We start from the raw sequence: 21926 nt of genomic DNA on the forward strand, positions 1-21926 counted from the left end.
CCGCAGTGGCGCGATGCGCCAACCGTTCATTGGTGTTAATTGCTGTCCTCTCCGGGACATTGCGCCGTGCATGGCATGCAGTGGTATCGCTTTGGTCGGACGATCGCGCAATGTGCCTTCCGGCAATACGCACCCGCATTGTTCATCCGGCGAACGCATCCGCACGTATCTGGATCCGGTGTTCACGGGCCCGCACCTAGCATCGCGGCCCATTCCTCCTCGGAGATTCCCATGCGCTGGCTCGTCCTGTTGTTGTCGCTCGCCATGCCTGCCGTGTCCTGGCTGTCCCAACAGGGCGTGTTCGGGCCCACCAATGGTGCCCTGTCGGATCGTTATCCCACGCTGATCGTCGCCGCCGGATACGCATTCGCCATCTGGGGACTGATCTTCCTGTGGGACGTCGCGTTCGGCGTCTGGCAGGCGTTCGCGAAGAACGCCCGGGCCGCTTCGCTCGACCGCATCCGTCCCCTGGCCGCAGCTGGCTTCGCCCTGACGGCGGTGTGGATGCCGGTGTTCTCCCAGCAGCTGTTCTGGCTGGCGCTGTTGATCATCTGGGGGGCGCTGGTCTGCCTGCTGGCCTGCGCGCTCCGGCTGTCCCCGGCACGTGCGGGGACGCCCGGCCTGGGCACCTGGGTGTGGATTCCGCTGTCGCTGCACGCCGGCTGGCTGTCGATGGCGGCCTTCCTCAACACCGCGCAGGTGATCGTGGCATACCAGCTGCTGCCGACCGACGCCATGCTGCCGTGGACGCTGGTGCTGTTCGGCGCGGCGACGGCGCTGTTGCTGTGGGCCAACCGCCGCATGCGCGACAACCTGCCGTTCGTGGCGGCGGCGCTATGGGCCCTGGCGGCGGTGTACGTGAAACAGTCCGGCTGGACCGTTCCCGGCAGCGATACCGCCGCCCTGGTCGCGCTCGCGATCGCCGTCGTGCTGGCGGTGCAGACGGCCTGGCTACGCCTGCGTCCGCGGGCGCGCGCCGTCGTGGGCTGATCCGGAAAGCCACGGCGCCAGCGTTGCCCACGCCTCGCGCAGGGCTTCCAGCCCCATGGCAGCGTGCGCAGGGCTGGTGGACGGCAACGCGACACGCGCGACGTGCTCGCGCAGACGCTCGGGCACCGCCGGCTCGACGTGCCGGCGGAACAGCGAGGCCGCCGTCGCGCCGTTGAACGCGATGGCGCGGAGTTGTCCCAGCGATGCGACCAGCGGGACCAGGGCGTTGGGCCGCTCGCTGCCGCGCACGATCGCGCTGTCCAGGCTTCCCGCGCGCCGGCATTCGCCGATGACGTCCCACAGTCCGATGCCGGCACGCTGCAGCGCGACCAGCCGCGCCTCGTAAGGCGCATTCGCCGGCACATCGGCCAGTGCGGCCATCACCGGCCAGAAGCGGTTGCGCGGATGGGCGTAGTAGCGCGCTGCCTGCAGCGACGCCGCACCCGGCATCGACCCCAGCACCAGCACGCGACAATCGGGCGCGACCACCGGCGGCAGCCCGGTCAGCAGATCGTCCACGCTCAGCCGCCCGCAGGCTGCCAAGGCTTCACCACCAGCAGTGCGCCCGCCACGACCATCAGCAGGCCGACCACGCGCAGTGCATCGACCGGCTGTCGCGCATGCAACACGCCGAAATGGTCCAGCACGACTGAACCGACCAGTTGCCCCGCCACCACCAGGCAGATCAGCGACGCGGCGCCCAACCGCGGCACCAGCAGGGTCGCCGACGCGACGAACACCGCACCGATCACACCGCCGGCCCATGCCCACCACGGCACTTTCGCCAGCGCCGCCGGCACGAACACCGGTCGCGTCAGCAGCCACCAGGCCAGCAGCACCAGCGTGCCGACCATGAACGATGCCAGCGAGGCGAACACCGGACCGAAGGTCTGCTTGCCCAGCGACGCATTGATCAACGCCTGCAACGGCAACAGCATGCCGATGAAGAGGGCCAGGGCCACGCCGGTCGCGTTCATGCGTTCTCTCGTCCAGATCGGGAGGTCGCACGATACGCCAGACCGCCCTGCCCGCGACGTCAATGCGGCGGCGTCACGCAGGGTGTGGGAGAGCCTGCCGTCTGGATACCGCGCGGTGCAGCAGCGCCATGGACACCAGCAGCATCGCCATCGGCGCCAGCAGCAGGTAGAACGCGCGCGCGCCGTCGAAGTGCGCGAACAGCTGCCCCGTCACGTACGAACCCGTGGTGCCACCCAGCGCGGAGAACACCACGATCAGCCCCGTCATCGCCGCATGCCGCGCCTTCGGCAGCGCGCTGAGCACCACCGAGTTGATCGCCGGATAGATCGGCGCCATCAGCAGGCCGATCATCGGGAACACGTACGCCGCCGCCGGCGCGTTCCACCAGGTCATGCCCTCGCGCGCCTGCAGGTTGGCCGCCAGCGGCAGCGCCAGCAAGACCAGCACCGCCATCGCCACCACACAGGCCGACAGCAGCCAGAACCACGGAATCCGCCGCAGCAGCACGCCCCCGCCCAGCCTGCCCAGCGCCAGCGAGCCGGCGAAGATGCTGGCCGCCTGCACGCTGAGCGTGGTGGGCAGGTGCAGGATCTCGCGGTTGAACGTCGGCAGCCAGGTATTGATGGCCTGTTCCATCAGCACGTAGAGGAACGCCGACACCAGGAATACCGCCACCAGCGGCAGCGCCAGCAGGCGGAACATGTCGATGAAGGACTCACCCGCGGCATGGCCGTCCTGCGCCGCGCGCTCGTCCAGCGTGCAGGTCGACAGCAGCACGACCACGGCGATGCACATCGCGGCCAGCACCCAGTAGACATCCAGCCACACCGGATCGCCCGGTGCATCGGCATTGATGAAGGCGGCGAACAGCCAGGCGCTGCCGAGGATGCCGACCATGAACCAGCCTTCCACCGTACTGGTCAGCGCGGCATGCGCCTTCGCGTCCTCGGTCAGCAGGCCGATGCTGGAGTAGACCGACACCTTCACCAGCGCGAACGCCACACCGACCGTGGCGAACAGCAGCTTGGTCGCCCAGAACGCCTGCAGCAGCGGCATCGCCGCGCAGGCGGCGGCGACCAGCAGCAGGCCGAGCATCATCGCGCGCCGGTAGCCGAGCCGCGGCAGGAACGAGGCGATCAGGAACGAGGTGATCGCGATCGGCAGGTCCTTGAACGCCTCCAGCAGGCTGGCGTCGGTCTTGCCGATGCCGAAGCCCTGGATGGACTGCAGGATCACCGTGCCCACGGAATTCAACAGCATGGCGAAGATCATGTAGGTCAGGATCATCGCCAGGATCATGCGGGTGCGCGTCATGGACGGTTCCGGTCGGATCGCGGGAGAGGGCGGCACCGTCCTGCGGTGCCTCCCTCCTTATCGAAAGAGTATCCGCCACCGCGCCGGGAGAGACGGCGCGACGGCGGACGACGGCCCACGCAGGCGTGGGCCGCGGTGCCTTACCAGCGGTAGGCGACGGATGCCTGGTACGACGTGCCTTCCAGCGGGCGCCCCATGAACACGCCCCCACTAGTCGCATTGCCCAGCACGCGCGCGTTGCCCTCGGTCAGCGCGATCTCGTCGGTGACGTTGCGCCCGGAGAAAGTGAACTCCCAGTGATCGCCCACATGCGCGCTGGCACCGATGTCCCAGGTGTCGTACTTCGGCAGCACCTGGCCGTTGGCGGGATCGGAGTAACGGTCGCCCACGTGCGTGTAGGTGGCGAACGCCTTCAGGTCGCCCCACGGCAGCGACCAGTAGTAGCTCGGCGTCAGCCGCGCGCGGAACTTCGGCTGGCGCACCACCTGGTTGCCGTCGTAGTCGGCGAAGTCGCCGTACTTGGCGCGCAGCCAGGTCGCGTTCCACGCCAACTCGAACCTGCCCGCCGGACGCCACGCGCCTTCGAACTCCAGGCCGCGCGCCTTCGAGTCGCCGATGATGACGACGTTGTTGCCGTTGTTGTCGAAGGCCTGGTAACGCAGGCCGGTGAAATCGTTGAAGAACGCGGTCAGGTACATCTCGTACGTCGCGCCGCCCGCCTTCAGGCCCAGCTCGTACTGGTCGATCTCGGTCTTGTTGTTGGCGCCATCGCGCAGGTTGTCGAACTGCGGGAAGGTGAAGCCCGAGTTGACCCGGCCGAACAGGCTGACGCTGTCGTTGAGCGTGTAGTTCAGGCCCGCCGTCCACGACACGTCGCTGTCGTTCTGATCGATGCTGCGCGGCGTGGTCGAGACTGATGTGGTGTTGTCGTACAGGGTGTTCTGATCGCCGTCCAGGTCGACCGTGACCGGATCCCAGACGGTGCCGTTCACTTCCTGTCGCTCGTAGCGCACGCCGGCATCCAGGCGGATGCGGTCGTTGACGGTCCACTCGTCGGCGATGAAGAAGGCGGTGTTCTGCCCGTCGTAATCGCCGCGGATGTTGTAGAACGCTGTGCCGACGAAACCGTCGCGCGTGGCGACCTGGCCGTTGGACAGCGCCAGGTTCACCCGGCGTGCGTTGTCCTGCGCCGTCAGCAGCATGTTGTTGCCCAGCCACCAGCGGTCCTTGGACGAGTAGTCCGCGTAGTACACGCCGAAGGTCAGCGAATTGCGGTCGGTCAGGTCGACGCTGAAGCGCAGGTCGTTGTTGAACGAGCTGATCTCCTTCTCCACCACCCAGAGGCCCGCGGTCAGCACCTGCTGGTTCGGGTCGACCACGCCGCCGCCATTGACGAACGTGCCGGTGCCGGTCACGCCTGCGCCGTAGGTGTCGGTGATGTACGACGACAGCGTCTGCGGGTTGGCGCCGGTGAACAGCGCGGTGGTCGGCGCGTCGCCCTTGAGGTAGTTGAACTTGTCGCTGATCGTCCAGTTGCCGACGTACCAGTCCAGCGACCCGCCGAACACGTCGATGTCCACGCCACGGCCGTCGGCCAGGTCGCGCGTCATCGTCTGGTTGCCCACGCCGGTGGGCAGCGTCACCCGGCGGAAGTCGTCGCCGACCAGCGTGCCGGTGGTGGCGTCCAGGCCGGGGAAGCTGGAAATGTCCTTGCCGTCGTTGCGCGAGACCAGCGGCACCGCGGTGTAGAAGGTGTTCTGGTCGTCGGTGTGGCGCGCATAGAGGTTGAACTCGCCTTCGGCCCAGCGTTTGGTCAGTGTCGCACTCAGCTGGCCGCCCTTCTCCACCGGGAACCCGGTCTGGCGCACGCCATCGGTCTCGCGGTAGAAGCCGCCCACGCTGTAGTACCAGCCGCTGTCGGCGCTGAGCGGGCCACCGGCGTAGAAGTCGACGCGGCGCAGGCTGTCGGTGCCCAGCGTCATGCGCACCAGGCCTTCCGGCGTGTCTTCGCCCTTCTTCTGGATGAAGTTGACGGTGACGCCCGGCTGGCCGTTCGAGTAGATCGGGCTGGGACCGCCACGCAGGCCTTCGACGCGGGCGATGGTGTCGTCGATGCGGAACAGCGTGGTGTTCTCGAGGAACGACAGCGTCGGCGGCGGGAAGATCGGCGAGCCATCGAGCTGCAGCGTGAAGAACGGCGCATCGCCTTCGGAGGGCATGCCGCGCACGAAGACGTTGGCGCCGGTACCGCCGCCGCTGGCCTCGGCCCAGACGCCAGGTACGATCTTCAGCAGGTCGGCGGTGCTGGTGGGCGCGGTTTCCTGGATCTGCTCGGGCGTGGCCGTGCTGATCGAGAAGCTGGCGTCGCGCTTGCGCAGGCCCTTGAACTTGGCGGTACCGCTGACGACGACGGCGTCCAGCGTGGTCGCGTCGTCCTTTGCGGCCGCAGGAGCGGCGTCCTGGGCAGCGGCCAGCGTCGGCGCGAGCGCCAGCGCGATGGCGGCCGACAGGGCGTAGCGCATCGGGTGCTTGGTGTGTTTCATGGTCTCTCCCTCCACGTAGTGCGTTTGTTGTTGTAGTGACAGGCTGCCGCCGCGGCTTCTGTGGCCACGTACGGTCAAGGCGAAACGAACGTCCTCAGATCGAAGTCGGCGATGCGGGGTATCACGGCATCGGCATGGCGCAGCGCGCGCGCGTCGCCGATGCCTACCGCCGCCATGCCGGCGGCGTGGATGGCCTCGATGCCGGCGGCGGCGTCTTCCACGCCGATGCAGCGGTGCGCGGGTACACCGAGCGCGGCCGCGACATCCAGGAAGATGGCCGGATCGGGTTTCGCACGCACGATGCGGCCCGCGTCGGCGATGTAATCGAACCGGTCGGCGATGCCCAGCTTGTCGAGCAGCGCGGGTGCGTTGCGGCTGGCCGAGGCCAACCCCAGTTTCAGTCCGGCCGCGCGTGCGGCGTCCAGCACCTCGCGCACGCCATCGAACAGGTCCTGCGGCCCGACGTTGGCGATCTCCTGCACGTAGTAGCCGTTCTTGGTGTCGGCCAGCGCGCGCTTCTCATCCGAGGAGTAAATGCGCGATGCGCGCTCGAGGATGATCTCCAGCGACGCCATCCGGTCCACGCCTTTCAGCCGTTCGTTGACCTGCAGGTCGAACGGCACGCCGATCCCGTCGGCGAGCCGCTTCCACGCACGGTAATGCGTGTGCGCGGTGTCGGTCAGCACGCCATCCAGGTCGAAGACCAGCGCATCGCAGGCGCGCGGGAACACGGCCTTCGGCGGCGCCGGCACGGCCAGCGGCAACAGCGCTTCGCGCCCGCGCGCCAGCACCACCTCGCTGCCGGCATGGCGGAACGCGAGCGCGTCGCCCTCGTCCAGCCGGTAGCGCACGCCACGCGCGTCCACGTCCACCCGCAGCGCACAGCCGCGCCAGCGCAGGTTGAAGCTGTATCCCTTCCACGCCGCCGGCAGCGTGGGCGCGAACTGCAGCCGGCCCGTCACCACGCGCAGGCCGCCGAAGCCCTGCACCAGGCCCAGCCAGCTACCGGCCATCGCGGCCATGTGCACGCCGTGGTCGGTATTTCCGTGCAGGTCGTCCAGGTCCACGCGCAGGCTGGCGTCGAAATAGCGCCACGCCTTCTCGTCCTGCCCGACCTCGCTGGCGAGGATGCCGAACACCGGCGCCGACAGCGTGGAATCGTGGGTGGTGACCGCCTCGTAATAGTCGAAGTCGCGGCGCTTGCTGCCGGCGTCGATGCCGTCGCCCGCCAGCACCAGCGCCATCACCACGTCGGCCTGCTTGCAGACCTGGTGGCGGTACAGCGTGAGCGGGTGGTAGTCGAGCAGCAGCGGACGATGCGCGCCTTCGCGCTTCGGAAACGGCCAGCGCGGCTTGCCCAGGAAGTCATCGTCCTGCGGATGGATGCCCAGCGCATCGTCGACGGGCAGGTACATGGCGTCGGCCGCGCGCTGCCACAGGGCCACTTCGTCGGCGTCCAGGCCGATGCGCGACGCGAGCGCGTCCAGCGCCTGCGGACGCTCGGCGGACAGGCGCGACCAGGCCGCGACGGCGCGCTGCAGGTGCCGCTGCGCCATGCGGTTGGTGTACCAGTTGTTGTTGACCAGCGTGGTGTACTCGTCCGGGCCGGTCACTTCATGGATGCAGAACGCACCGCCGAGCCGCGGATTGAAGTGCCCGGCCTGCGGCCAGATGCGCGCGGTCTCGAAAAGAATCTCGGCGCCAGCCTCGCTGAGGAAGTCGAGATCATCGCTGGCGTCGAGATAAAGCCCGATCCCGTACGCGATGGCGGCGTTGATGTGGTACGCCGCCGAACCGCTGGGGTAGTGCGCGGAGCATTCGCGGCCGGCGATGGTGCGCCATGGATACAGCGCACCACGCGGATGGTTCATCGCACGCGCGGTGTCGCGTGCGCCGTCCAGCGTGCGGTAGCGGTACATCAGCATCGCGCGCGCCACGTCCGGCGCAGTGAACGCCATCACCGGCAGCACGAAGGCTTCGGTATCCCAGAAGCAGTGGCCCTCGTAGCCCTCGCCGGTGATGCCTTTGGCCGCCGTGCCGGTGATGCCGTCACGACCTGCCGACTGCAGCAGGTGGAACAGGTTGAAGCGCAGCGCGAGCTCGGCGGCGGGATCGCCGTCCACCGACAAACCGGCGTGCTGCCAGAAGGCCTGCATCGCGCCGGCCTGTGCCACGGCGACGGCATCGAAACCCGCCGCATGCGCGCGCACCAGCACGGCATCGACGCCATCGGCCGCGGTGCCATTGCCATCGTCGTACGCGACGAACTTCTCGATCACCACCGACGCGCCCGGCGTCAGCGTGGCGACGAAACGCTGCTCGACGCGGCCGGTTCCGGTCCCCGCGCCTTCGAAGATGAGACCGGGCGAGAGGCGATGCCGCTGCGCGCAGACCAGTGCCACGCCGCTGTGGTGCGTGCGCTGGGTGAGCTGGGCCCCGTCGGCATCGGCGTGTTCGTCGGACACCAGCAGGCCCTTGCCGCCGTGCACGCCAATGCGCGGGTCGTCGCCCTGCTCGATCGCCTGGCGTCCCGTCTCGATGGACGAGACCAGCGTCAGCGGGCCCTCGTAGTCGATGGAGGCCACTTCGAAGCGGATCGCCAGCAGCGCGCGCTCGGCGAGCGGCACCACGCGGCGCGCGGTGATCTCGAGCGTATGCCCCTCCGCTGTCTTCAGGCGCAGGCGACGGTCCAGCGCGCCGGCCGCTAGGTCCAGGGTGCGTTCGAAATCGAGCCAGTCGGCCTCCGCCAGCCGCAGCGGCTGGTCGCCCAGGCGCAGGCGGATGTGCTTGCCCTCGGCCACCGGAACGCGCGTGTCGGTGCTGCGGGTGAAGCCGGGGAAACGCTCGTGGTAATGGATCGGGTTCTGTTCGAACACGCTGGACAGGAAGGTGCCGTCGCTGGTGCTGTCGCCTTCTTCCAGTGCCCCACGGACGCCCAGGGTTCCGTTGGCCAGCGCGAACAGGGTTTCGTCGCGGGCGGCGCGCGTCGCGTCGAAGCCGTGCTGGGTGAGTCGCCACGGATCGGTGCGGCCTCCGTTGGCCTCGCCCGTCCGCATCACCGCCGCCCGTTGCTGTTCCACCGACATCCCGACTCCCGTTGCACTGGTCACCACGGCAGGCGCCATGGCGGGGCGAAGCTAGGAGTCATTGTTATCGATGTCAAGTTATCGATATCAGGCAACCGCTACAGTGAGTCGAGCAGCGCCTGCACGCGTGCGCCATGCGTCGACATCATTTTCAGAATCAAATGGTTACGTGGAATCGCGGCACGCGTCGCCGGCGCGGATGTCCACCGGATGGACGCTGCAATGCAGCAGCGTCCTGCGCTCAGGTGGCGCGGACCACCAGGTGGGTCGGCAGGGTCTCGGAGACGGCTGCCTCGCCCTCGATCAGGGCGCGGACCTTGCGCGCCAGCAGCACGCCGGCATCGATGAAGTTCTGGTGCACCGACGTGAGCGGCGGCACATAGGTGGCCCCCAGCGGGGTGTCGTCGTAGCCGATCACCGAGACATCCTCCGGCACGCGGCGGCCGCGCTCGATCAGCGCGCGGATCGCACCGATGGCCAGCAGGTCGCTGGCGGCGAACAGGGCATCGACCTGCGGATTCGCGTCCAGCAGCGCATGCACGGCTTCCGCGCCGGCGCCGACGGTGAAACTGCCGACGGTCGGCGTCAGCGGCATGATGTCGTGCCGCGCCAGCGCACCCGCGAAACCTTCCAGCCGTTCCGCGAACTCACCGTGCGCCGGATCGCCGAGGAAGGCGGGGCGCCGCCGGCCGAGCGCGATGAAACGCTCCGCAGCGAGCGCGCCGCCGCGCCGGTTGTCGCTGCCCACCACGATCTGCGACTCGTGCCGGCTCACCGCGCCCCAGACGACCATCGGCCGCCCCCAGCGTTGCACTTCATGCATGGCGTCCTCGTGCGCACCCTGGCCGAGCAGGATCACGCCGTCCGCCGCCTGCACGTTCGGCAATGCACCGCCCTGCAGCGACGTCAGCAGCACGCTGTAGCCGGTCGACGTGAGCTCCTGGGTGATGCCGCCCAGCAGGTCGAGCGGATACGGCCCGGACATCTGCCGTTCGACGGTGGGCTTCATTTCCACCACCACCGCCACCGTCATGCTGCGCCGGAGCTTGAGGTTGCGGGCACTGACGTTGAACGCGTAGCCGTACTGCTGCGCGACCTGGCGCACACGTTCGCGCGTTTCCGCATTGACCAGCGGACTGTCGCGCAGCGCGCGCGAGACGGTGATCGCGGACACGCCGGCCACTTTCGCCAGGTCCGCCATCGTCAGGTGGCCACCGGGCGACGGCAGTTCCGTCACGGCGCGCTTGCTGCGCAGCTTGCGTTTGGCGGGAGGCATGCGGGTCACTTCCGTGCGCGGCTGGCTTCGTAGTGTGCGATGTACGCGTCCACCGGCGTGGAAGCGATCACCACACCGATCACGTCGGGCAGCAGGTCCTCCAGCGCCTTGAAGCGCAGGCAGCTCTTGCCCATGTCCAGCCGCTTGCCGGCATCGGCATAGGCATTGCGCAGCACGACGTCCTGCGCGGAGTTGTCATGGCACGTGGTCAGGTAGAGCGCGTAGTACTGCTTCTGCGCGGCCAGCGCGACGTACGACAGCGGCTGCTTGTTGTAGGTGGTCGGATAGCGCGACAGCGGGATCTCCCAGCAGATCATCCCCCAGCTCATCGTTTCGACATAGCCGCCGGGCAGGTGCCGGTTGACCAGGTCGCGTACTGCCGACACCACGGCGCGGCGCGCGTCTGGCAGCGATTGCAGGTACTCGTCGACCGTCTTGGCGGTGCTGGTGGCCATGGCGCCCTCCCCTCGGGCCGCCACAGTAGCGCAACACGCCGGGCAACGTCATGGCGGCACCCGCCGATCGACAGGCGCGCGCTGTCCTGCGAGTCGCGGTCCGGACGAAACGTGCGCGGCAAAGGATGAAGACCGATGCGGTCAGCAACATGCACGCGCAGTGAAATACGGACGGATCGAGCGCGCAGGTGACGCGGATTCCCTTTTCGTTCACGTCGCGACGTGGGAGGCGTTCATGCGTGGGTGGTTACGGTGCGCTCGCCCTGACGGCGATGTCGCATCACAACGCATCGCGGGACGGGACCATAAGAAAACAACACAGGAGATTCCTGCATGAAATCCATTCGAACCCTCACGATTGCCCTTGCCGCGCTTGCCGCCGCCCCCGCGGCCTTCGCACAGGATGCGTCCAGCGACGCCGGCTCTTCCGCGTACGACAAGCGCTTTGCCGTGGTCGGCGGCGCCGCCATCCTCAAGCCCGATCGCGATCCGGCACCCGGCCTGAAGATCGACGGCGATGTGGCGCCGGTCATCAGCGCCAGCTGGTACGCCACGCCCAACATCGCCGTGGAGCTGTGGGGTGCGGCCGACAAGTTCAACCATCGCGTGAAGGCGGACGGGCCGGGCAAGATCGGCACGGTCGACCAGCAGCCGATCGCGCTGAGCGGCCAGTACCACTTCGGCGCGCCCCACCAGGTGATGCGTCCGTTCGTGGGCCTGGGCTACTACGAGTCCAACTTCAGCAACGAGAGCATCGGCGGTGACGGTGCGCACGTGGGCCTGGAGACCGCCAAGGGCGCCATGGCCACCGCCGGCATGGACTTCAACATCAACCAGACCTGGTTCGCCCGCGCCGATGCGCGCTACATGAAGGGCGACGCCGGTGTGCGCGTCGGCGGCCAGGGCACCGGTGAAGAACTGACGATCGACCCGTGGGTCGTGGGTGTGGGTATCGGCGCGCGCTTCTGATCCATCGCTCCAACGCGTCGATACGGCGGCGGGCCTCCGGGCCCGCCGCCTTTTTTGAGCGGAGCTCGCTCCGCTGCACAGGAATCCACCGGACGCGATATCGACCATGCGACGAGCTAGTGCCCGCGCAACCGCTCCAGGCGGGCGACGCGCCACTTCACGCACCACGCATAGACCAGGTAGTAGCCCAGCAACAGACCCGCCACCGCCAGCAGGCTGCCGTGCCCGCTCAGCAACGCGTGCGTCGCCGGTGCGGCATCCGAGCGCCAGTACTGCACCATCTGCACCATGCCCAGCACGATGCGGCCGGCGACGATGGCGACCAGCAACAGCGCCAGCCAGGCATTGGGCTGGTAGAACACGCCCTGCGGCGCCACCTCCCAGCGCGTCAGCCAGACGCCGAGCAGACCGAGCACGCTGCCCGCCAGCAACCCGACGCCCGCGCCGACCAGGCTGTCCGGCCACCAGAACAGGCCGAAGGCGCTGACCGCGACGAAGATGGCAACCGACACCAGCAGGCTCCAGGCATTGAGCGTCAGCAGCCAGCGTCGCGCCATGCGGCGGGCACGGCCATAGCGGTAGCGCTGCCACAGCGACAGCGGCAGCAGGACCACCCACAGGGCGAGCAGCAGGAAGACGAACAGCAGGACGAGGACGATGGGCATGCCCGCATCATGCCGCAATGCGCGTCAAGGATGCTCGGCTTCCACGTGGACCTTTTCGCGCCTCAACAGGTAGAGCCCGCTGGCCACGATGATGCCCGCGCCGATCCAGGTGACGCCGTCCGGCAATACCGACCACAACGCCACGTCCAGCAGCACGCCCCACAGCAGCGCGGTGTATTCCAGCGGCGCGATCAGCGACGCCTCGCCTCGGCGGAAGGCTTCGGTCAGCGCCACCTGCGCCAGCGAACCGGACACGCCGACGCCGGCGATGATCCACAGATGCTGCGACTGCAGCGGCTTCCACGCCGGCAACGCCAGCAGCCACGCACCCAGCGAGAGCAGCACGACGAACCAGAACACCATCGCCTGCGTGCTGTCGCGCTGCGCCAGCATGCGTACGGTAATCGCGCCCAACGCATAGCAGATCGCCGCGACCAGGATCGCCAGACCGCCGCCGGTCAACATGCCTTCACCGGTCGGCCGCAGGATCACCAGCACGCCGACCAGTCCGATACCGATCGCCGTCCACCGCGCGGCGCCGACCCTCTCCTTCAGCAAGGGTCCCGCCATCGCCGTGACCAGCAGCGGTGCGACGAACGTGATCGCATACGCGGTGGAGAGCGGCATCGTGCGCAGCCCGTAGACGAAGCCGGCCATCATCGCCACGCCCAGCGCGCCACGCAGCAGGTGCAGCGGCCAATGCACGCGCAAAAGCGAACGCGCGGGCACCGTTGCCAGCACCCACACCGTCACCAGCGGCAGCGACGACAGGCCGCGCAGAGCCGCCACCTGCAACGGCGGGTAGTGCGCCGACAGCAGCTTCAGGCCGGCATCCATCAGGGCGAACATGAGTACGGCCGCCAGCATCAGCAGGACGGCGGAAGCGAGCGAGGGACGGGCGACGGACATGGGCCATTATCGCCCTGGAAGACCGCATGGCACCGGCGTGCGCTACCCTGCGCGCACCCACCCGCGCAGGCAGGCCGATGACAGGGATCGCTCCGCGTACCGACGCCTCACCACCTTCCCGTCTTGCCCTGCGCCTGGCCTGGGCCAGCCTGTGGCTGCTGCTCGCGATCGCCAGCGCCGAATTCCTGATCGCCGCCTACGGCAAGTACCGGCATCTCGATTCGGCCGCGTACGGCATGTTCATGACGCGACGGGGCTGGCTGTGGCTGCATCTTGCCGGCGGCCTCACCACCGTCCTGCTCGGACCGGTGCAGTTCCTGACCCAGTGGCGCCTGCGCCAGCCACGCCTGCATCGCCTGACCGGCCGCATCTATCTGGTGGGCATGCTGGTCGCCGCGACGGGCGCCACCGGACTGATCGCCACCTCGCCCGCCCCGTTCGCCATCCGCGCCGCGTTCGCTGCCACCGCGCTGGCCTGGCTCACCACGGCGCTCACCGGACTGGCCGCCATCCTGCGCGGCGCGGTGGAGCGGCACCGTCGCTGGATGGTCCGCAACTACGCGGTGACACTGGCACCGATCATCTTCCGCCTGTCGCTGCCCCTTGCCATCGCCGGCGGACTCGCGCCGTCGCCGACCCTGATCGCGACCCTGCTCTGGTGCAGCTGGATCGTCCCCTTGCTGGTGTGCGAAGCCGTCCGCCGCCTTGCGGGTCTGCGGCGATCCGCACGCGCTCGCGCTTCGGCAGGTGCGGTGCCGCTTCCCGACGCGCGGTAGAATTCCGCGGCCCCGCTACAGGATTTTCTCCATGCCCTCCTTCGACGTCGTCTCCGAAGTCAACGTCCACGAACTGACCAACGCCGTGGACCAGGCCAACCGCGAACTCTCCACCCGCTTCGACTTCAAGGGCGTGGACGCCAAGTTCGTGCTGGAAGAGAAGCTGATCACCCAGTCCGCGCCCAGCGATTTCCAGCTCAAGCAGATGACCGACATCCTGCGCGCGCGCCTGATCGCACGGCAGATCGATGCCCGCTGCCTGGACTTCGGCGACGTGGAGACCAACCTGGCCGGCGCGCGCCAGAAGATCACCGTCCAGCAGGGCATCGAGCAGAAGCTGGCCAAGAAGATCGTCTCCACCATCAAGGACGCCAAGCTGAAGGTCGAGGCGCAGATCAATGGCGACAAGCTGCGCGTCACCGGCAAGAAGCGCGACGACCTGCAGGACGTCATCGCCCTGCTGAAGAAGACCGAGTTCGAGCTGCCGCTGCAGTTCGACAACTTCCGTGACTGACGCACCGACCACGCCCGGCGACATGCCCGATCCGCTCGATGCCACCCGCCGCTGGGTGGAACGCGCGGTGATCGGGCTGAATCTGTGTCCGTTCGCCAAGGCGGTGTACGTGAAGCAGCAGGTCCGCTTCGTGCTGAGCGACGCCAGCACGCCGGAAGCGCTGCTGGAAGAACTGGCGGAAGAACTGGTGCTGCTACGCGACACCGATCCGGAGCAGGTCGACACCACGCTGATCGTGCATCCGGACGTGCTGACCGATTTCCTGGACTACAACGACTTCCTCGACAACGCCGATGCGGCGGTCGAGGCGCTCGACCTGCAGGGCGAGATCCAGGTCGCCAGCTTCCATCCCGACTACCAGTTCGCCGGCACCGCCCCCGACGACATCAGCAACTACACCAACCGCTCGCCCTACCCCACCCTGCACCTGCTGCGCGAAGCCAGCATCGACCGCGCGGTCGAAGCCTTCCCGGACCCCGACGTCATCGTCGAGCGCAACGTGACGACGCTGGATGCGCTGGGGCATGCGGGGTGGGCGAAGCTGTTCGTGGAGTGACAACGCAATTCGGGCCGGCGTGAATGACGAAGGCTGACGTGGGAGCGACGTAAGTCGCGATGCTTTCCCGACACTCTCCACATCTCGACGATGCGCTATCCGCATAACCAGACAGCATCCCACCAGGCGTACTCCCCCACACGACGCGACAATCCGGCGCGAAGCGGATTCGCCACGACGTAGCGCGCGGTCGTCAGCACTGCGGTCGCATCGCGCAGCGCGCGGTCGTGGAATCCCTTCTCCCAGACATTCCCCGTGTCGGGATGGCTCGAACGGATCGTCCTGGCGCTATTGCATTTCAGACGCTGGACGAGCGTAGACAGGCTGTCCAATGCACCGAGCTCTATCACCCCATGCCAGTGGTCGGGTATGAGTACCCAGCACAACAGCCTCGAGCGGTACCACAGTCGCGCCGCTGTCATGGCCTGGCACGCCACCATGGCACGCTCCGGACTCGCAAACAGCGGCCGGCGGTCCATCGTTGCGAATGTCACCAGGTAGATTTGGCCGGGTTGCGAGACGCGCCCTTTCCTGAGATCCGAGTATCCCGACATGTCAGTGCTCCTGAGGAGCAACGAGCATGGCAAGCACTGCGACAACCGCCATGAGCGGATCACCCGGTGGCGTGTCGGAGTTCTGCTGAAAAGCTTCGCGACTTACGTCGCTCCCACGTCAGACAGCCTGGGCCAACGCCAACCGCTGCTCCAGCAACAATCGCGCATCATCCAGCGACGGCAGGATGACGTGACCCAGCGCCCGCGCCGCATCATCGGGTTCGAGCAAGTCCGGGATCTGGATCGGATACATGCCGGCCGCCAGTGCGGCACGCACGCCGGTCGGTGAATCCTCCAGCACCAGGCACCGCGCCGGTTCGATGCCCAGCGAATGCGCAGCCAGCAGGTAGACGTCGGGAGCGGGCTTGGGGTGTTCGACATCGCTGCTGGTGCATACCGCATCGAAACGGGTCAGCAAGCCAGACGCCGCGAGCTTCTTCAGTGCCAGCGGACGCCGGGTGGACGTGGCGACGGCACGGGGAATGCCGCGCGTCTGCAGGAAATCCAGCATCGCGATGATGCCCGGACGATGCGGCACGCCTGCCGCGACGACGGCGTCGTACAGCACATGCGAGCGCTGCAGGATGAGCTCGCGTTGCGCCTCGCCGACCGCTTCGTCCAGCAGATGCCGGCATACCGCTTCACTGTGGCCGACCATCGACAGCCACAGCACCTCGGGCAGGTCGTGGCCGGCTTCGCGCGCCGCTTCGGCCAGACAGCCGATGATGGCGCGCTCGCTGTCCAGCATCAGCCCATCCATGTCGAAGATCACTGCCGCAGGCGTGAACGGCAGTCCCCGTGCTGTCATTCGCCTGCTCCGAACAACCGGCGCAGATCGCCTTCATCGAGGATCCGCCACTGCCCCTCCGGCAGTCCATCCAGCGTCAGGCCACCCACGCGACTGCGATGCAGCGCCTGCACATGGTTGCCGACCGCGGCGAACATGCGGCGTACCTGGTGGTAACGGCCTTCGGTGAGCATCAGCTGTGCATGGCGCGGATCGATCACATGCAGCTGCGCCGGTGCGAGCGGCGTCTGCTCCGACTCCAGCATCATCGTCCCGCTGGCGAAGAGCGCCGCCTCGTCTCCGCGCAGGTCTTCCGCCAGGGTCGCGTCGTATACCTTCGGCAGGTTGGCCTTCGGCGAAATAATCCGGTGCAGCAGGCCACCGTCATCGGTCAACAGCAACAGGCCGCTGGTTTCGCGATCCAGGCGGCCGACCGTGGACAGCACCGGCGAGCGCTCGCGGAAACGCGAGGGAAACAGGTCGTAGACGATGCGGCCCGTGTCCTTGGTCGAACAGGTGTAACCCACCGGCTTGTGCAGCAGGATCGCCACGCCGGGCGCCGGATCCAGCGGTTCGCCGTCCACCCGGATGTTGTCGTGGTCCACCGGATCGTCGGCATACAGCACCTCGCCATCGGCATCGGTGATGCGCCCCTCGCGGAACATCCACTGCACCTGCTTGCGGCTGCCGTAACCCAGGTTGGCGATGTGCTTGACGATCTTCATGCTCAGCGCCTCGCCTTGATCGCGGCGATGACCTTGAAGCCGTCGCGCTCGCCGGCCACGCGTACCTCGCCGAAACTTTCGTTCAAGGTCTGCTCGTACGGCAGATGGCGGTTGGCCACCAACCACAGGCGCCCGCCCGGCTTCAGTGCGGCGGCCGCAGCGGTGATGAAGCGCTGGCCGATGTCCGGACGATCCGCGCGGCTCTGCGTATGGAACGGCGGATTGCTGACGATGAAGTCGTAGCGTTCCGGCAGGCCGGCCGTGACGTCGTGCCAGCGGAAATCGAGGCGCGCAGACGATGTGACGCTGCCCAGATTGCCCTTCGCCAGCGTAAGCGCGCGTGCCTCGGCCTCGTAGAGATCCAGCGCGGTGATGCCCGGGCAACGCTCGAGCAGCGACAGCGACAGGAAGCCCCATCCGGCACCGAGGTCCGCGCCGTGACCGGCGATATCGGTCGGCAGGCATTCCACCAGCAGGGCGGACGCCGGGTCGATGCGGTTCCAGGCGAATACACCGGGGCGGCTGAGATAGCGTCCGCCCTCGATCCGGCGCGGCGCGTCCAGCGACGACCACGGCGCCAGCAAGGCGCTGTCGACGGTCTCGCCGAGCGGCCGCGTCCAGAACGTGCGGCAATGGAACTTGGTCAAGCTGCCCGCGATACCCGTGAGCTGCTTCAGATCCGCCTCGCCCGATTTCGCGCCTTCGTTGTTAGTCATCGCCGCGACGACGATGCCGCCGGGCGCGACGAGTTGCACAGCGCGTGCCAGCAACGCGCGCGCTTCCTCGCGCTGACGCGGCGGTAGCACCAGCACCAGCGGATAGCGCGCGCCATCGTTGGCGGCATCGGCCACCACGCGCAGCCCCGCGCGCTCCAGCAGTTCGGCATCGGGGCGGAAGCTCTGTTCGCACACCAGCTGCGCCAGCGGGAACTGACGCAACGCGGCGCCGTCGCGTGCGCGCAGGAACAGCACCGGTCCGTCAGGCCAGGCGAGTTGGCCCTGCGCAAAGGGCAGCATCAGCGCGTCGAGCGCGGGGTCGGAAAATTTTGAGGCCACGGTGCGAGGCGCGATGGGAGGAGGTGCGTCATTCTAGCGGCAGCCACTGGTGCTTCCTTCCGGTGCCGCCGGTCGGCCATCGAAAATAAAATTAAAAAAGTGTTGCGCTTCGCAAACAAGCGGCGTATTGTCCGCGCCCGTCGGCCTCGTGGCCGTTTTTTCACCAAGCGAATTTTCTCATGAAGCCCGCCCATTCCTTCGACAGCAAGCCCGCCCTGCAGCCATCGCGCTGCGGCATGGTGCTGCACGCGAACGGCGGCTATCTGCGCGATAGCGAACGCGCGCAGTGCCTGCGCTTCTGACATCCGACTGACTCCCTGGGAGATCGGTCACCCCGATCTCCCGAGGAACGCGAACGCCCTCGGGTCGCACGTCCCGGGGGCGTTTTGTTTCCAGCGTTCGCGGAGGATGCGCATGCATCGACCAGGTTCCCTCCATTCCACCACGGAAGTTTCTTTCCGCCCTGGAGCATCCGGGTAGCGCGTCCGCGCGCCCCGAGGCAGGGGCGCGGCTGCGACCGGCGCATGTGCGCTGCGTTGTGATGCTTCGACGCGAGCGGCGCGGGGAATGGACACCACAAGGGCGCATCGCGCCCGAACGGATTGCCGGTTGGCGACAGCCGGCAATGCGGAACATCGATCGAACACGCTACAGCGGTACGGGCTCGTGTCCCGTCCGGTGCGCGCGGCGCTGCCGTGGCGTATGCCGAAGCGTGGGAGAAGGTGTTCCTCGACGACGGCCTATTGGCATGGCATCAGCTCACGCTGGTGAGCCGGTTCGATTCCGGTACGTCACCTCTGGATAGCTCAGACGGTTAGAGCATCGGTTTTAGATACCGAGTGTCGCGGGTTCGACTCCCGCTCCAACACCAGACTGTAAATCTGGAAACCGGAACGAAAGTTCCACCAGGGAACGCCCCGTGCGGCGCCTCGCCTTTCCGCGATGGAATGCAGGAACGCAGCGCACCGCAGCGGGGACGGTGCCGGCACCGCGCCCTCGACGCGGAGGCACGCCACGGTCGCTGCGATCTCCGGATCGCTGCAACGTGGCGACGCCTCCGCCGACAGCGCCGGCTGTCCGCACCGCCTCCGTCCAGGGGCGTTTCCGCCTTCTTCCGTCGACGGCACGTGCCGTTGACACCCCACCGCTGCGGCATTCGATCCTCCGCGACGGTGTTCCACAACAGGATCGAACCACCAGAGCCAACAAGGAGAACAACGCCATGTTCTGGACCAAGAGGGTCGTGATCGGTGACGGCGAGCGCGGCCTGGTGTATCGCAACCGTCGGTTCGAGCGCGTGCTCGCACCCGGCGTGTACCGCTGGTTCGACCCGATGGGTCGGACCGAGGTGCGCACCTTCAACATCGCCGTGCCGGAATACGCGGGCCACGACGTCGACGCACTGATCGTCGGCCTGAGCAACCGCCTGGGCGAGACCTTCGTGCACGCCGATATCGGGGTGGACCAGGTCGGCCTGGTGCTGAAGAACGGCAAGCTGGAAGAAGTGCTGCCGCCCGGTTCGCGGCGCCTGTATTGGATCGGCCTGGTGAAGGTCGAAGTGCAGGCGGTGACGCTGGCGTCGCTGGAGGTGGACGCTGCCGTCGCGCGGCGCCTGCGCCAGCTGGGCACGCTGTCGAAGCTGGCGGTGGTGGCCGACGTACCGGCGGAGTCCGCCGGCGTGGTGTTCGTCGACGGCAAGCTCGAGCGCACGCTCGCACCCGGTGCCTACGCGTTCTGGAATTTCCAGAAGAACGTGGCGGTGGATGTGGTCGACCTGCGCGTGCAGACGATCGAAGTATCGGGCCAGGAGCTGTTGACCCGCGACAAGGTCAGCCTGCGCGTGAACCTGGCCGCCAGCACCCGCGTCACCGACGTGGTAGCCGCACGCACCAAGGTCGCGAAGATCGGTGACTTCGTCTACCGCGAACTGCAGTACGGCCTGCGCAAGGCGGTTTCCGCCAAGACACTGGACGAACTGCTGGGCGACAAGGCCTCGCTGGACGCCGACATCTTCGCGCACGTGCGTGGCCAGTTGACCGGTCTCGGCGTGGAAGTGCTGGGCGTTGGCGTGAAGGACGTGATCCTGCCGGGCGAGATGAAGGAGATCCTCAACGCGGTGGTGCAGGCGGAGAAGCAGGCGCAAGCCAACGTGATCCGTCGTCGCGAGGAGGCGAACGCCACGCGTTCCCTGCTCAACACCGCGAAGCTGATCGACGAGTCCCCGGTGCTGATGCGCCTGAAGGAATTGGAGGCCTTGGAAAAGGTCACCGAGAAGATCGACAAGCTCACCGTGTTCGGCGGCCTGGACGGCGTGCTGAAGCAATTGGTGACATTGAAGTAGCAAGGCCCTGTGCGGTGGACGGATCCGCCGCGACAGGCTTTCTGTAGGAGCGCCCCAGGGGCGCGATGCTTTTCAGGGAAGAAGCGAAAGCAGGAGCATCGCGCCCATGGGGCGCTCCTACAAAGATTTAGGACAAGGACATCACATGAACATGCAAACCCAATTCGAACTGCTGCACGCCGAGGGCAGCACCACGCCGATCAAGGGCTGGGTGCGCGGCGTGCCGCTGGAGCAGCAGGCCCACGAGCAATTGCAGAACATTGCGTCCGTCCCGTTCGTCGGGCCGTGGGTCGCGGTGATGCCCGACGTGCACCTGGGCAAGGGCGCGACGGTGGGCTCGGTCATCCCGACCCGCGGCGCCATCATCCCGGCGGCGGTCGGCGTGGACATCGGCTGCGGCATGGCCGCGGTGCGGACCACGCTGCGCGCGAAGGATCTGCCCGACAGCCTGGCGCAACTACGTTCCGGCATCGAGCGCAGCGTGCCGGTCGGCAACGGCCGTGGCGGAGAGCACTGGAAGCTGCCCGACAGCATCGGCACGCGCATCGCGCAGTCGGGACTGGTCGAGCGGCTGGACGTCATCAAGCAGAAGCACCGCAAGGTGCGCACCGACAAGCTTGGCTGCCAGATCGGCACGCTGGGTGGCGGCAACCACTTCATCGAGCTCTGCCTCGACGAAAGCGATGCCGTCTGGGTGATGCTGCACAGCGGCTCGCGTGGCACCGGCAACCTGATCGGCACGTACTTCATCGAACAGGCACGCAAGCAACTTGAGCATCGCGTGCTCGGCTTCCACCTTCCGGACAAGGACCTCGCGTTCTTCATGGAAGGCGAACCGTTGTTCGACGACTACGTGGAAGCGGTGTCGTGGGCGCAGGACTACGCCCGCGAGAACCGCGAAGCGATGATGTCGCGCGTGCTGGCCGAGATGCGCCACCGCTTGCCGAAGTTCCAGCTGGAGAAGATGGCGGTCAACTGCCACCACAACTACGTGCAGAAGGAGACGCACGGTGGCATGGACCTGCTGGTGACCCGCAAGGGTGCGGTGAGCGCGCGTGCCGGCGAGCTGGGGATCATTCCCGGCAGCATGGGTGCGAAGAGCTTCATCGTGCGCGGCAAGGGCAATGCGGACAGCTTCCACAGCTGCAGCCACGGCGCCGGCCGCGTGATGAGCCGTACCGCCGCGCGCCAGCAGATCACACTGTCGCAGCACCGCGAGGCGACGGCGCATGTCGAATGCCGCAAGGACGCCGGCGTGATCGACGAATCGCCGGCTGCCTACAAGGACATCGACGCCGTGATGGCCGCGCAGTCCGACCTGGTGGAAGTCGTCCACACGCTGCGTCAGGCGGTGTGCATCAAGGGGTGAGCTTCGGCTCGCCCCTTTTTTGCTTTTGCTGTTGTGGGAGCGACGCAAGTCGCGATGGGTTACC

General features: G+C 67.5%; 21 protein-coding genes. 8 read left to right on the plus strand and 13 right to left on the minus strand.

All coding sequences use genetic code 11. The features are described 5' to 3' along the window. Positions 1 to 231: 231 nt before the first annotated feature. Entirely contained in the window at positions 232 to 990 is a 759-nt protein-coding gene (locus tag ACGHX3_RS17825; protein ID WP_394695744.1) for a hypothetical protein, read from the plus strand. Here the strand turns inward: ACGHX3_RS17825 and ACGHX3_RS17830 are convergent. The 7 genes from ACGHX3_RS17830 to ACGHX3_RS17860 all read right to left on the minus strand — a co-directional run bounded on the left by ACGHX3_RS17830 (position 952) and on the right by ACGHX3_RS17860 (position 10642). Continuing rightward, positions 952 to 1515, minus strand: a complete 564-nt coding sequence (locus ACGHX3_RS17830; protein WP_394697325.1) for a DNA-deoxyinosine glycosylase — start codon at positions 1513 to 1515, stop codon at positions 952 to 954. The genes ACGHX3_RS17825 and ACGHX3_RS17830 overlap by 39 nt on opposite strands. Further along, positions 1512 to 1967, minus strand: coding sequence for a DMT family transporter (locus ACGHX3_RS17835; RefSeq protein ID WP_162338061.1), 456 nt, complete (start codon positions 1965 to 1967; stop codon positions 1512 to 1514). The genes ACGHX3_RS17830 and ACGHX3_RS17835 overlap by 4 nt, the downstream gene beginning before the upstream one ends. Before the next feature lie 73 nt (positions 1968 to 2040). Continuing rightward, positions 2041 to 3282 (minus strand): MFS transporter, encoded by a 1242-nt coding sequence (locus tag ACGHX3_RS17840; protein ID WP_394695745.1) that lies wholly within the window; start codon positions 3280 to 3282, stop codon positions 2041 to 2043. 140 nt (positions 3283 to 3422) lie between these two features. After that, entirely contained in the window at positions 3423 to 5825 is a 2403-nt protein-coding gene (locus tag ACGHX3_RS17845) for a TonB-dependent receptor (RefSeq protein ID WP_394695746.1), read from the minus strand. A 74-nt stretch (positions 5826 to 5899) separates the two neighbouring features. After that, the gene (gene pgmB, locus ACGHX3_RS17850) at positions 5900 to 8788 is read right to left on the minus strand and encodes a beta-phosphoglucomutase (protein ID WP_394697326.1); all 2889 of its coding nucleotides are present in this window, start codon (positions 8786 to 8788) and stop codon (positions 5900 to 5902) included. A gap of 364 nt (positions 8789 to 9152) precedes the next feature. Beyond that, entirely contained in the window at positions 9153 to 10187 is a 1035-nt protein-coding gene (locus ACGHX3_RS17855; protein WP_249720394.1) for a LacI family DNA-binding transcriptional regulator, read from the minus strand. Between the two features lie 5 nt (positions 10188 to 10192). Further along, positions 10193 to 10642, minus strand: coding sequence for a DUF1801 domain-containing protein (locus tag ACGHX3_RS17860; RefSeq protein WP_394695747.1), 450 nt, complete (start codon positions 10640 to 10642; stop codon positions 10193 to 10195). A 333-nt stretch (positions 10643 to 10975) separates the two neighbouring features. Between ACGHX3_RS17860 and ACGHX3_RS17865 the strand changes: the two genes are divergently transcribed. After that, complete coding sequence (locus ACGHX3_RS17865) at positions 10976 to 11611, plus strand: OmpW family protein (RefSeq protein WP_394695748.1); 636 nt, start codon at positions 10976 to 10978, stop codon at positions 11609 to 11611. Positions 11612 to 11727: 116 nt separating this feature from the next. Here ACGHX3_RS17865 and ACGHX3_RS17870 read toward each other — a convergent pair whose 3' ends face one another. Then, complete coding sequence (locus ACGHX3_RS17870; RefSeq protein WP_162338057.1) at positions 11728 to 12276, minus strand: DUF4175 domain-containing protein; 549 nt, start codon at positions 12274 to 12276, stop codon at positions 11728 to 11730. Between the two features lie 24 nt (positions 12277 to 12300). Next, positions 12301 to 13185: a DMT family transporter gene (locus ACGHX3_RS17875; RefSeq protein ID WP_394695749.1), complete on the minus strand. Its 885-nt coding sequence runs from the start codon at positions 13183 to 13185 to the stop codon at positions 12301 to 12303. Between the two features lie 77 nt (positions 13186 to 13262). On the opposite strand from ACGHX3_RS17875, the gene ACGHX3_RS17880 reads away from it, so the two are divergent. From ACGHX3_RS17880 to ACGHX3_RS17890, 3 genes are read left to right on the plus strand one after another with little or no spacing between them, the layout of a single operon-like run. After that, positions 13263 to 13961: a DUF2306 domain-containing protein gene (locus tag ACGHX3_RS17880; RefSeq protein ID WP_394695750.1), complete on the plus strand. Its 699-nt coding sequence runs from the start codon at positions 13263 to 13265 to the stop codon at positions 13959 to 13961. A 31-nt stretch (positions 13962 to 13992) separates the two neighbouring features. Beyond that, positions 13993 to 14475, plus strand: coding sequence for a YajQ family cyclic di-GMP-binding protein (locus ACGHX3_RS17885; protein WP_056880778.1), 483 nt, complete (start codon positions 13993 to 13995; stop codon positions 14473 to 14475). A 22-nt stretch (positions 14476 to 14497) separates the two neighbouring features. Continuing rightward, positions 14498 to 15031 carry a DUF1415 domain-containing protein gene (locus ACGHX3_RS17890; RefSeq protein WP_394697327.1) on the plus strand — a complete coding sequence of 178 codons (534 nt, stop codon included), beginning with the start codon at positions 14498 to 14500 and terminating at the stop codon, positions 15029 to 15031. Positions 15032 to 15126: 95 nt separating this feature from the next. Here the strand turns inward: ACGHX3_RS17890 and ACGHX3_RS17895 are convergent, their stop codons facing one another. From ACGHX3_RS17895 to ACGHX3_RS17910, 4 genes are all read right to left on the minus strand, one after another. Further along, positions 15127 to 15585 carry an REP-associated tyrosine transposase gene (locus tag ACGHX3_RS17895; protein ID WP_394695751.1) on the minus strand — a complete coding sequence of 153 codons (459 nt, stop codon included), beginning with the start codon at positions 15583 to 15585 and terminating at the stop codon, positions 15127 to 15129. 118 nt (positions 15586 to 15703) lie between these two features. After that, positions 15704 to 16393, minus strand: a complete 690-nt coding sequence (locus ACGHX3_RS17900; protein ID WP_394695752.1) for an HAD family hydrolase — start codon at positions 16391 to 16393, stop codon at positions 15704 to 15706. Continuing rightward, a complete protein-coding gene (locus ACGHX3_RS17905; protein ID WP_394695753.1) occupies positions 16390 to 17097 on the minus strand; it encodes a pseudouridine synthase in 708 nt (235 codons plus the stop codon). The genes ACGHX3_RS17900 and ACGHX3_RS17905 overlap by 4 nt, the downstream gene beginning before the upstream one ends. A gap of 2 nt (positions 17098 to 17099) precedes the next feature. Next, complete coding sequence (locus ACGHX3_RS17910) at positions 17100 to 18113, minus strand: class I SAM-dependent methyltransferase (RefSeq protein WP_394695754.1); 1014 nt, start codon at positions 18111 to 18113, stop codon at positions 17100 to 17102. A 218-nt stretch (positions 18114 to 18331) separates the two neighbouring features. Between ACGHX3_RS17910 and ACGHX3_RS17915 the strand changes: the two genes are divergently transcribed. The 3 genes from ACGHX3_RS17915 to ACGHX3_RS17925 all read left to right on the plus strand — a co-directional run bounded on the left by ACGHX3_RS17915 (position 18332) and on the right by ACGHX3_RS17925 (position 21862). Next, positions 18332 to 18454 (plus strand): hypothetical protein, encoded by a 123-nt coding sequence (locus ACGHX3_RS17915; RefSeq protein ID WP_283771853.1) that lies wholly within the window; start codon positions 18332 to 18334, stop codon positions 18452 to 18454. Positions 18455 to 19374: 920 nt separating this feature from the next. After that, on the plus strand, positions 19375 to 20493 hold the full coding sequence (locus ACGHX3_RS17920; protein ID WP_394695755.1) for a slipin family protein: 1119 nt from the start codon (positions 19375 to 19377) through the stop codon (positions 20491 to 20493). Between the two features lie 145 nt (positions 20494 to 20638). Further along, entirely contained in the window at positions 20639 to 21862 is a 1224-nt protein-coding gene (locus ACGHX3_RS17925; RefSeq protein ID WP_394695756.1) for an RtcB family protein, read from the plus strand. The last annotated feature ends 64 nt before the right edge of the window (positions 21863 to 21926 follow it).

Origin of the sequence: Pseudoxanthomonas japonensis (assembly GCF_043632995.1) — a bacterium.
GTDB classification, from domain to species: Bacteria; Pseudomonadota; Gammaproteobacteria; order Xanthomonadales; family Xanthomonadaceae; genus Pseudoxanthomonas_A; species Pseudoxanthomonas_A japonensis.

Excerpts from the sequence above, each read along its gene's own strand:
- ACGHX3_RS17860 (WP_394695747.1), bottom strand. The coding sequence starts at position 10,642 with ATGGCCACCAGCACCGCCAAGACGGTCGACGAGTACCTGCAATCGCTG.
- ACGHX3_RS17825 (WP_394695744.1), top strand. The coding sequence starts at position 232 with ATGCGCTGGCTCGTCCTGTTGTTGTCGCTCGCCATGCCTGCCGTGTCC.
- ACGHX3_RS17855 (WP_249720394.1), bottom strand. The coding sequence starts at position 10,187 with ATGCCTCCCGCCAAACGCAAGCTGCGCAGCAAGCGCGCCGTGACGGAA.
- ACGHX3_RS17870 (WP_162338057.1), bottom strand. The coding sequence starts at position 12,276 with ATGCCCATCGTCCTCGTCCTGCTGTTCGTCTTCCTGCTGCTCGCCCTG.
- ACGHX3_RS17880 (WP_394695750.1), top strand. The coding sequence starts at position 13,263 with ATGACAGGGATCGCTCCGCGTACCGACGCCTCACCACCTTCCCGTCTT.
- ACGHX3_RS17835 (WP_162338061.1), bottom strand. The coding sequence starts at position 1,967 with ATGAACGCGACCGGCGTGGCCCTGGCCCTCTTCATCGGCATGCTGTTG.
- ACGHX3_RS17875 (WP_394695749.1), bottom strand. The coding sequence starts at position 13,185 with ATGTCCGTCGCCCGTCCCTCGCTCGCTTCCGCCGTCCTGCTGATGCTG.
- ACGHX3_RS17915 (WP_283771853.1), top strand. The coding sequence starts at position 18,332 with ATGAAGCCCGCCCATTCCTTCGACAGCAAGCCCGCCCTGCAGCCATCG.
- ACGHX3_RS17895 (WP_394695751.1), bottom strand. The coding sequence starts at position 15,585 with ATGTCGGGATACTCGGATCTCAGGAAAGGGCGCGTCTCGCAACCCGGC.
- ACGHX3_RS17925 (WP_394695756.1), top strand. The coding sequence starts at position 20,639 with ATGAACATGCAAACCCAATTCGAACTGCTGCACGCCGAGGGCAGCACC.
- ACGHX3_RS17900 (WP_394695752.1), bottom strand. The coding sequence starts at position 16,393 with ATGACAGCACGGGGACTGCCGTTCACGCCTGCGGCAGTGATCTTCGAC.
- ACGHX3_RS17840 (WP_394695745.1), bottom strand. The coding sequence starts at position 3,282 with ATGACGCGCACCCGCATGATCCTGGCGATGATCCTGACCTACATGATC.
- ACGHX3_RS17905 (WP_394695753.1), bottom strand. The coding sequence starts at position 17,097 with ATGAAGATCGTCAAGCACATCGCCAACCTGGGTTACGGCAGCCGCAAG.
- ACGHX3_RS17890 (WP_394697327.1), top strand. The coding sequence starts at position 14,498 with ATGCCCGATCCGCTCGATGCCACCCGCCGCTGGGTGGAACGCGCGGTG.
- ACGHX3_RS17885 (WP_056880778.1), top strand. The coding sequence starts at position 13,993 with ATGCCCTCCTTCGACGTCGTCTCCGAAGTCAACGTCCACGAACTGACC.
- ACGHX3_RS17920 (WP_394695755.1), top strand. The coding sequence starts at position 19,375 with ATGTTCTGGACCAAGAGGGTCGTGATCGGTGACGGCGAGCGCGGCCTG.
- ACGHX3_RS17845 (WP_394695746.1), bottom strand. The coding sequence starts at position 5,825 with ATGAAACACACCAAGCACCCGATGCGCTACGCCCTGTCGGCCGCCATC.
- ACGHX3_RS17910 (WP_394695754.1), bottom strand. The coding sequence starts at position 18,113 with ATGCTGCCCTTTGCGCAGGGCCAACTCGCCTGGCCTGACGGACCGGTG.
- ACGHX3_RS17865 (WP_394695748.1), top strand. The coding sequence starts at position 10,976 with ATGAAATCCATTCGAACCCTCACGATTGCCCTTGCCGCGCTTGCCGCC.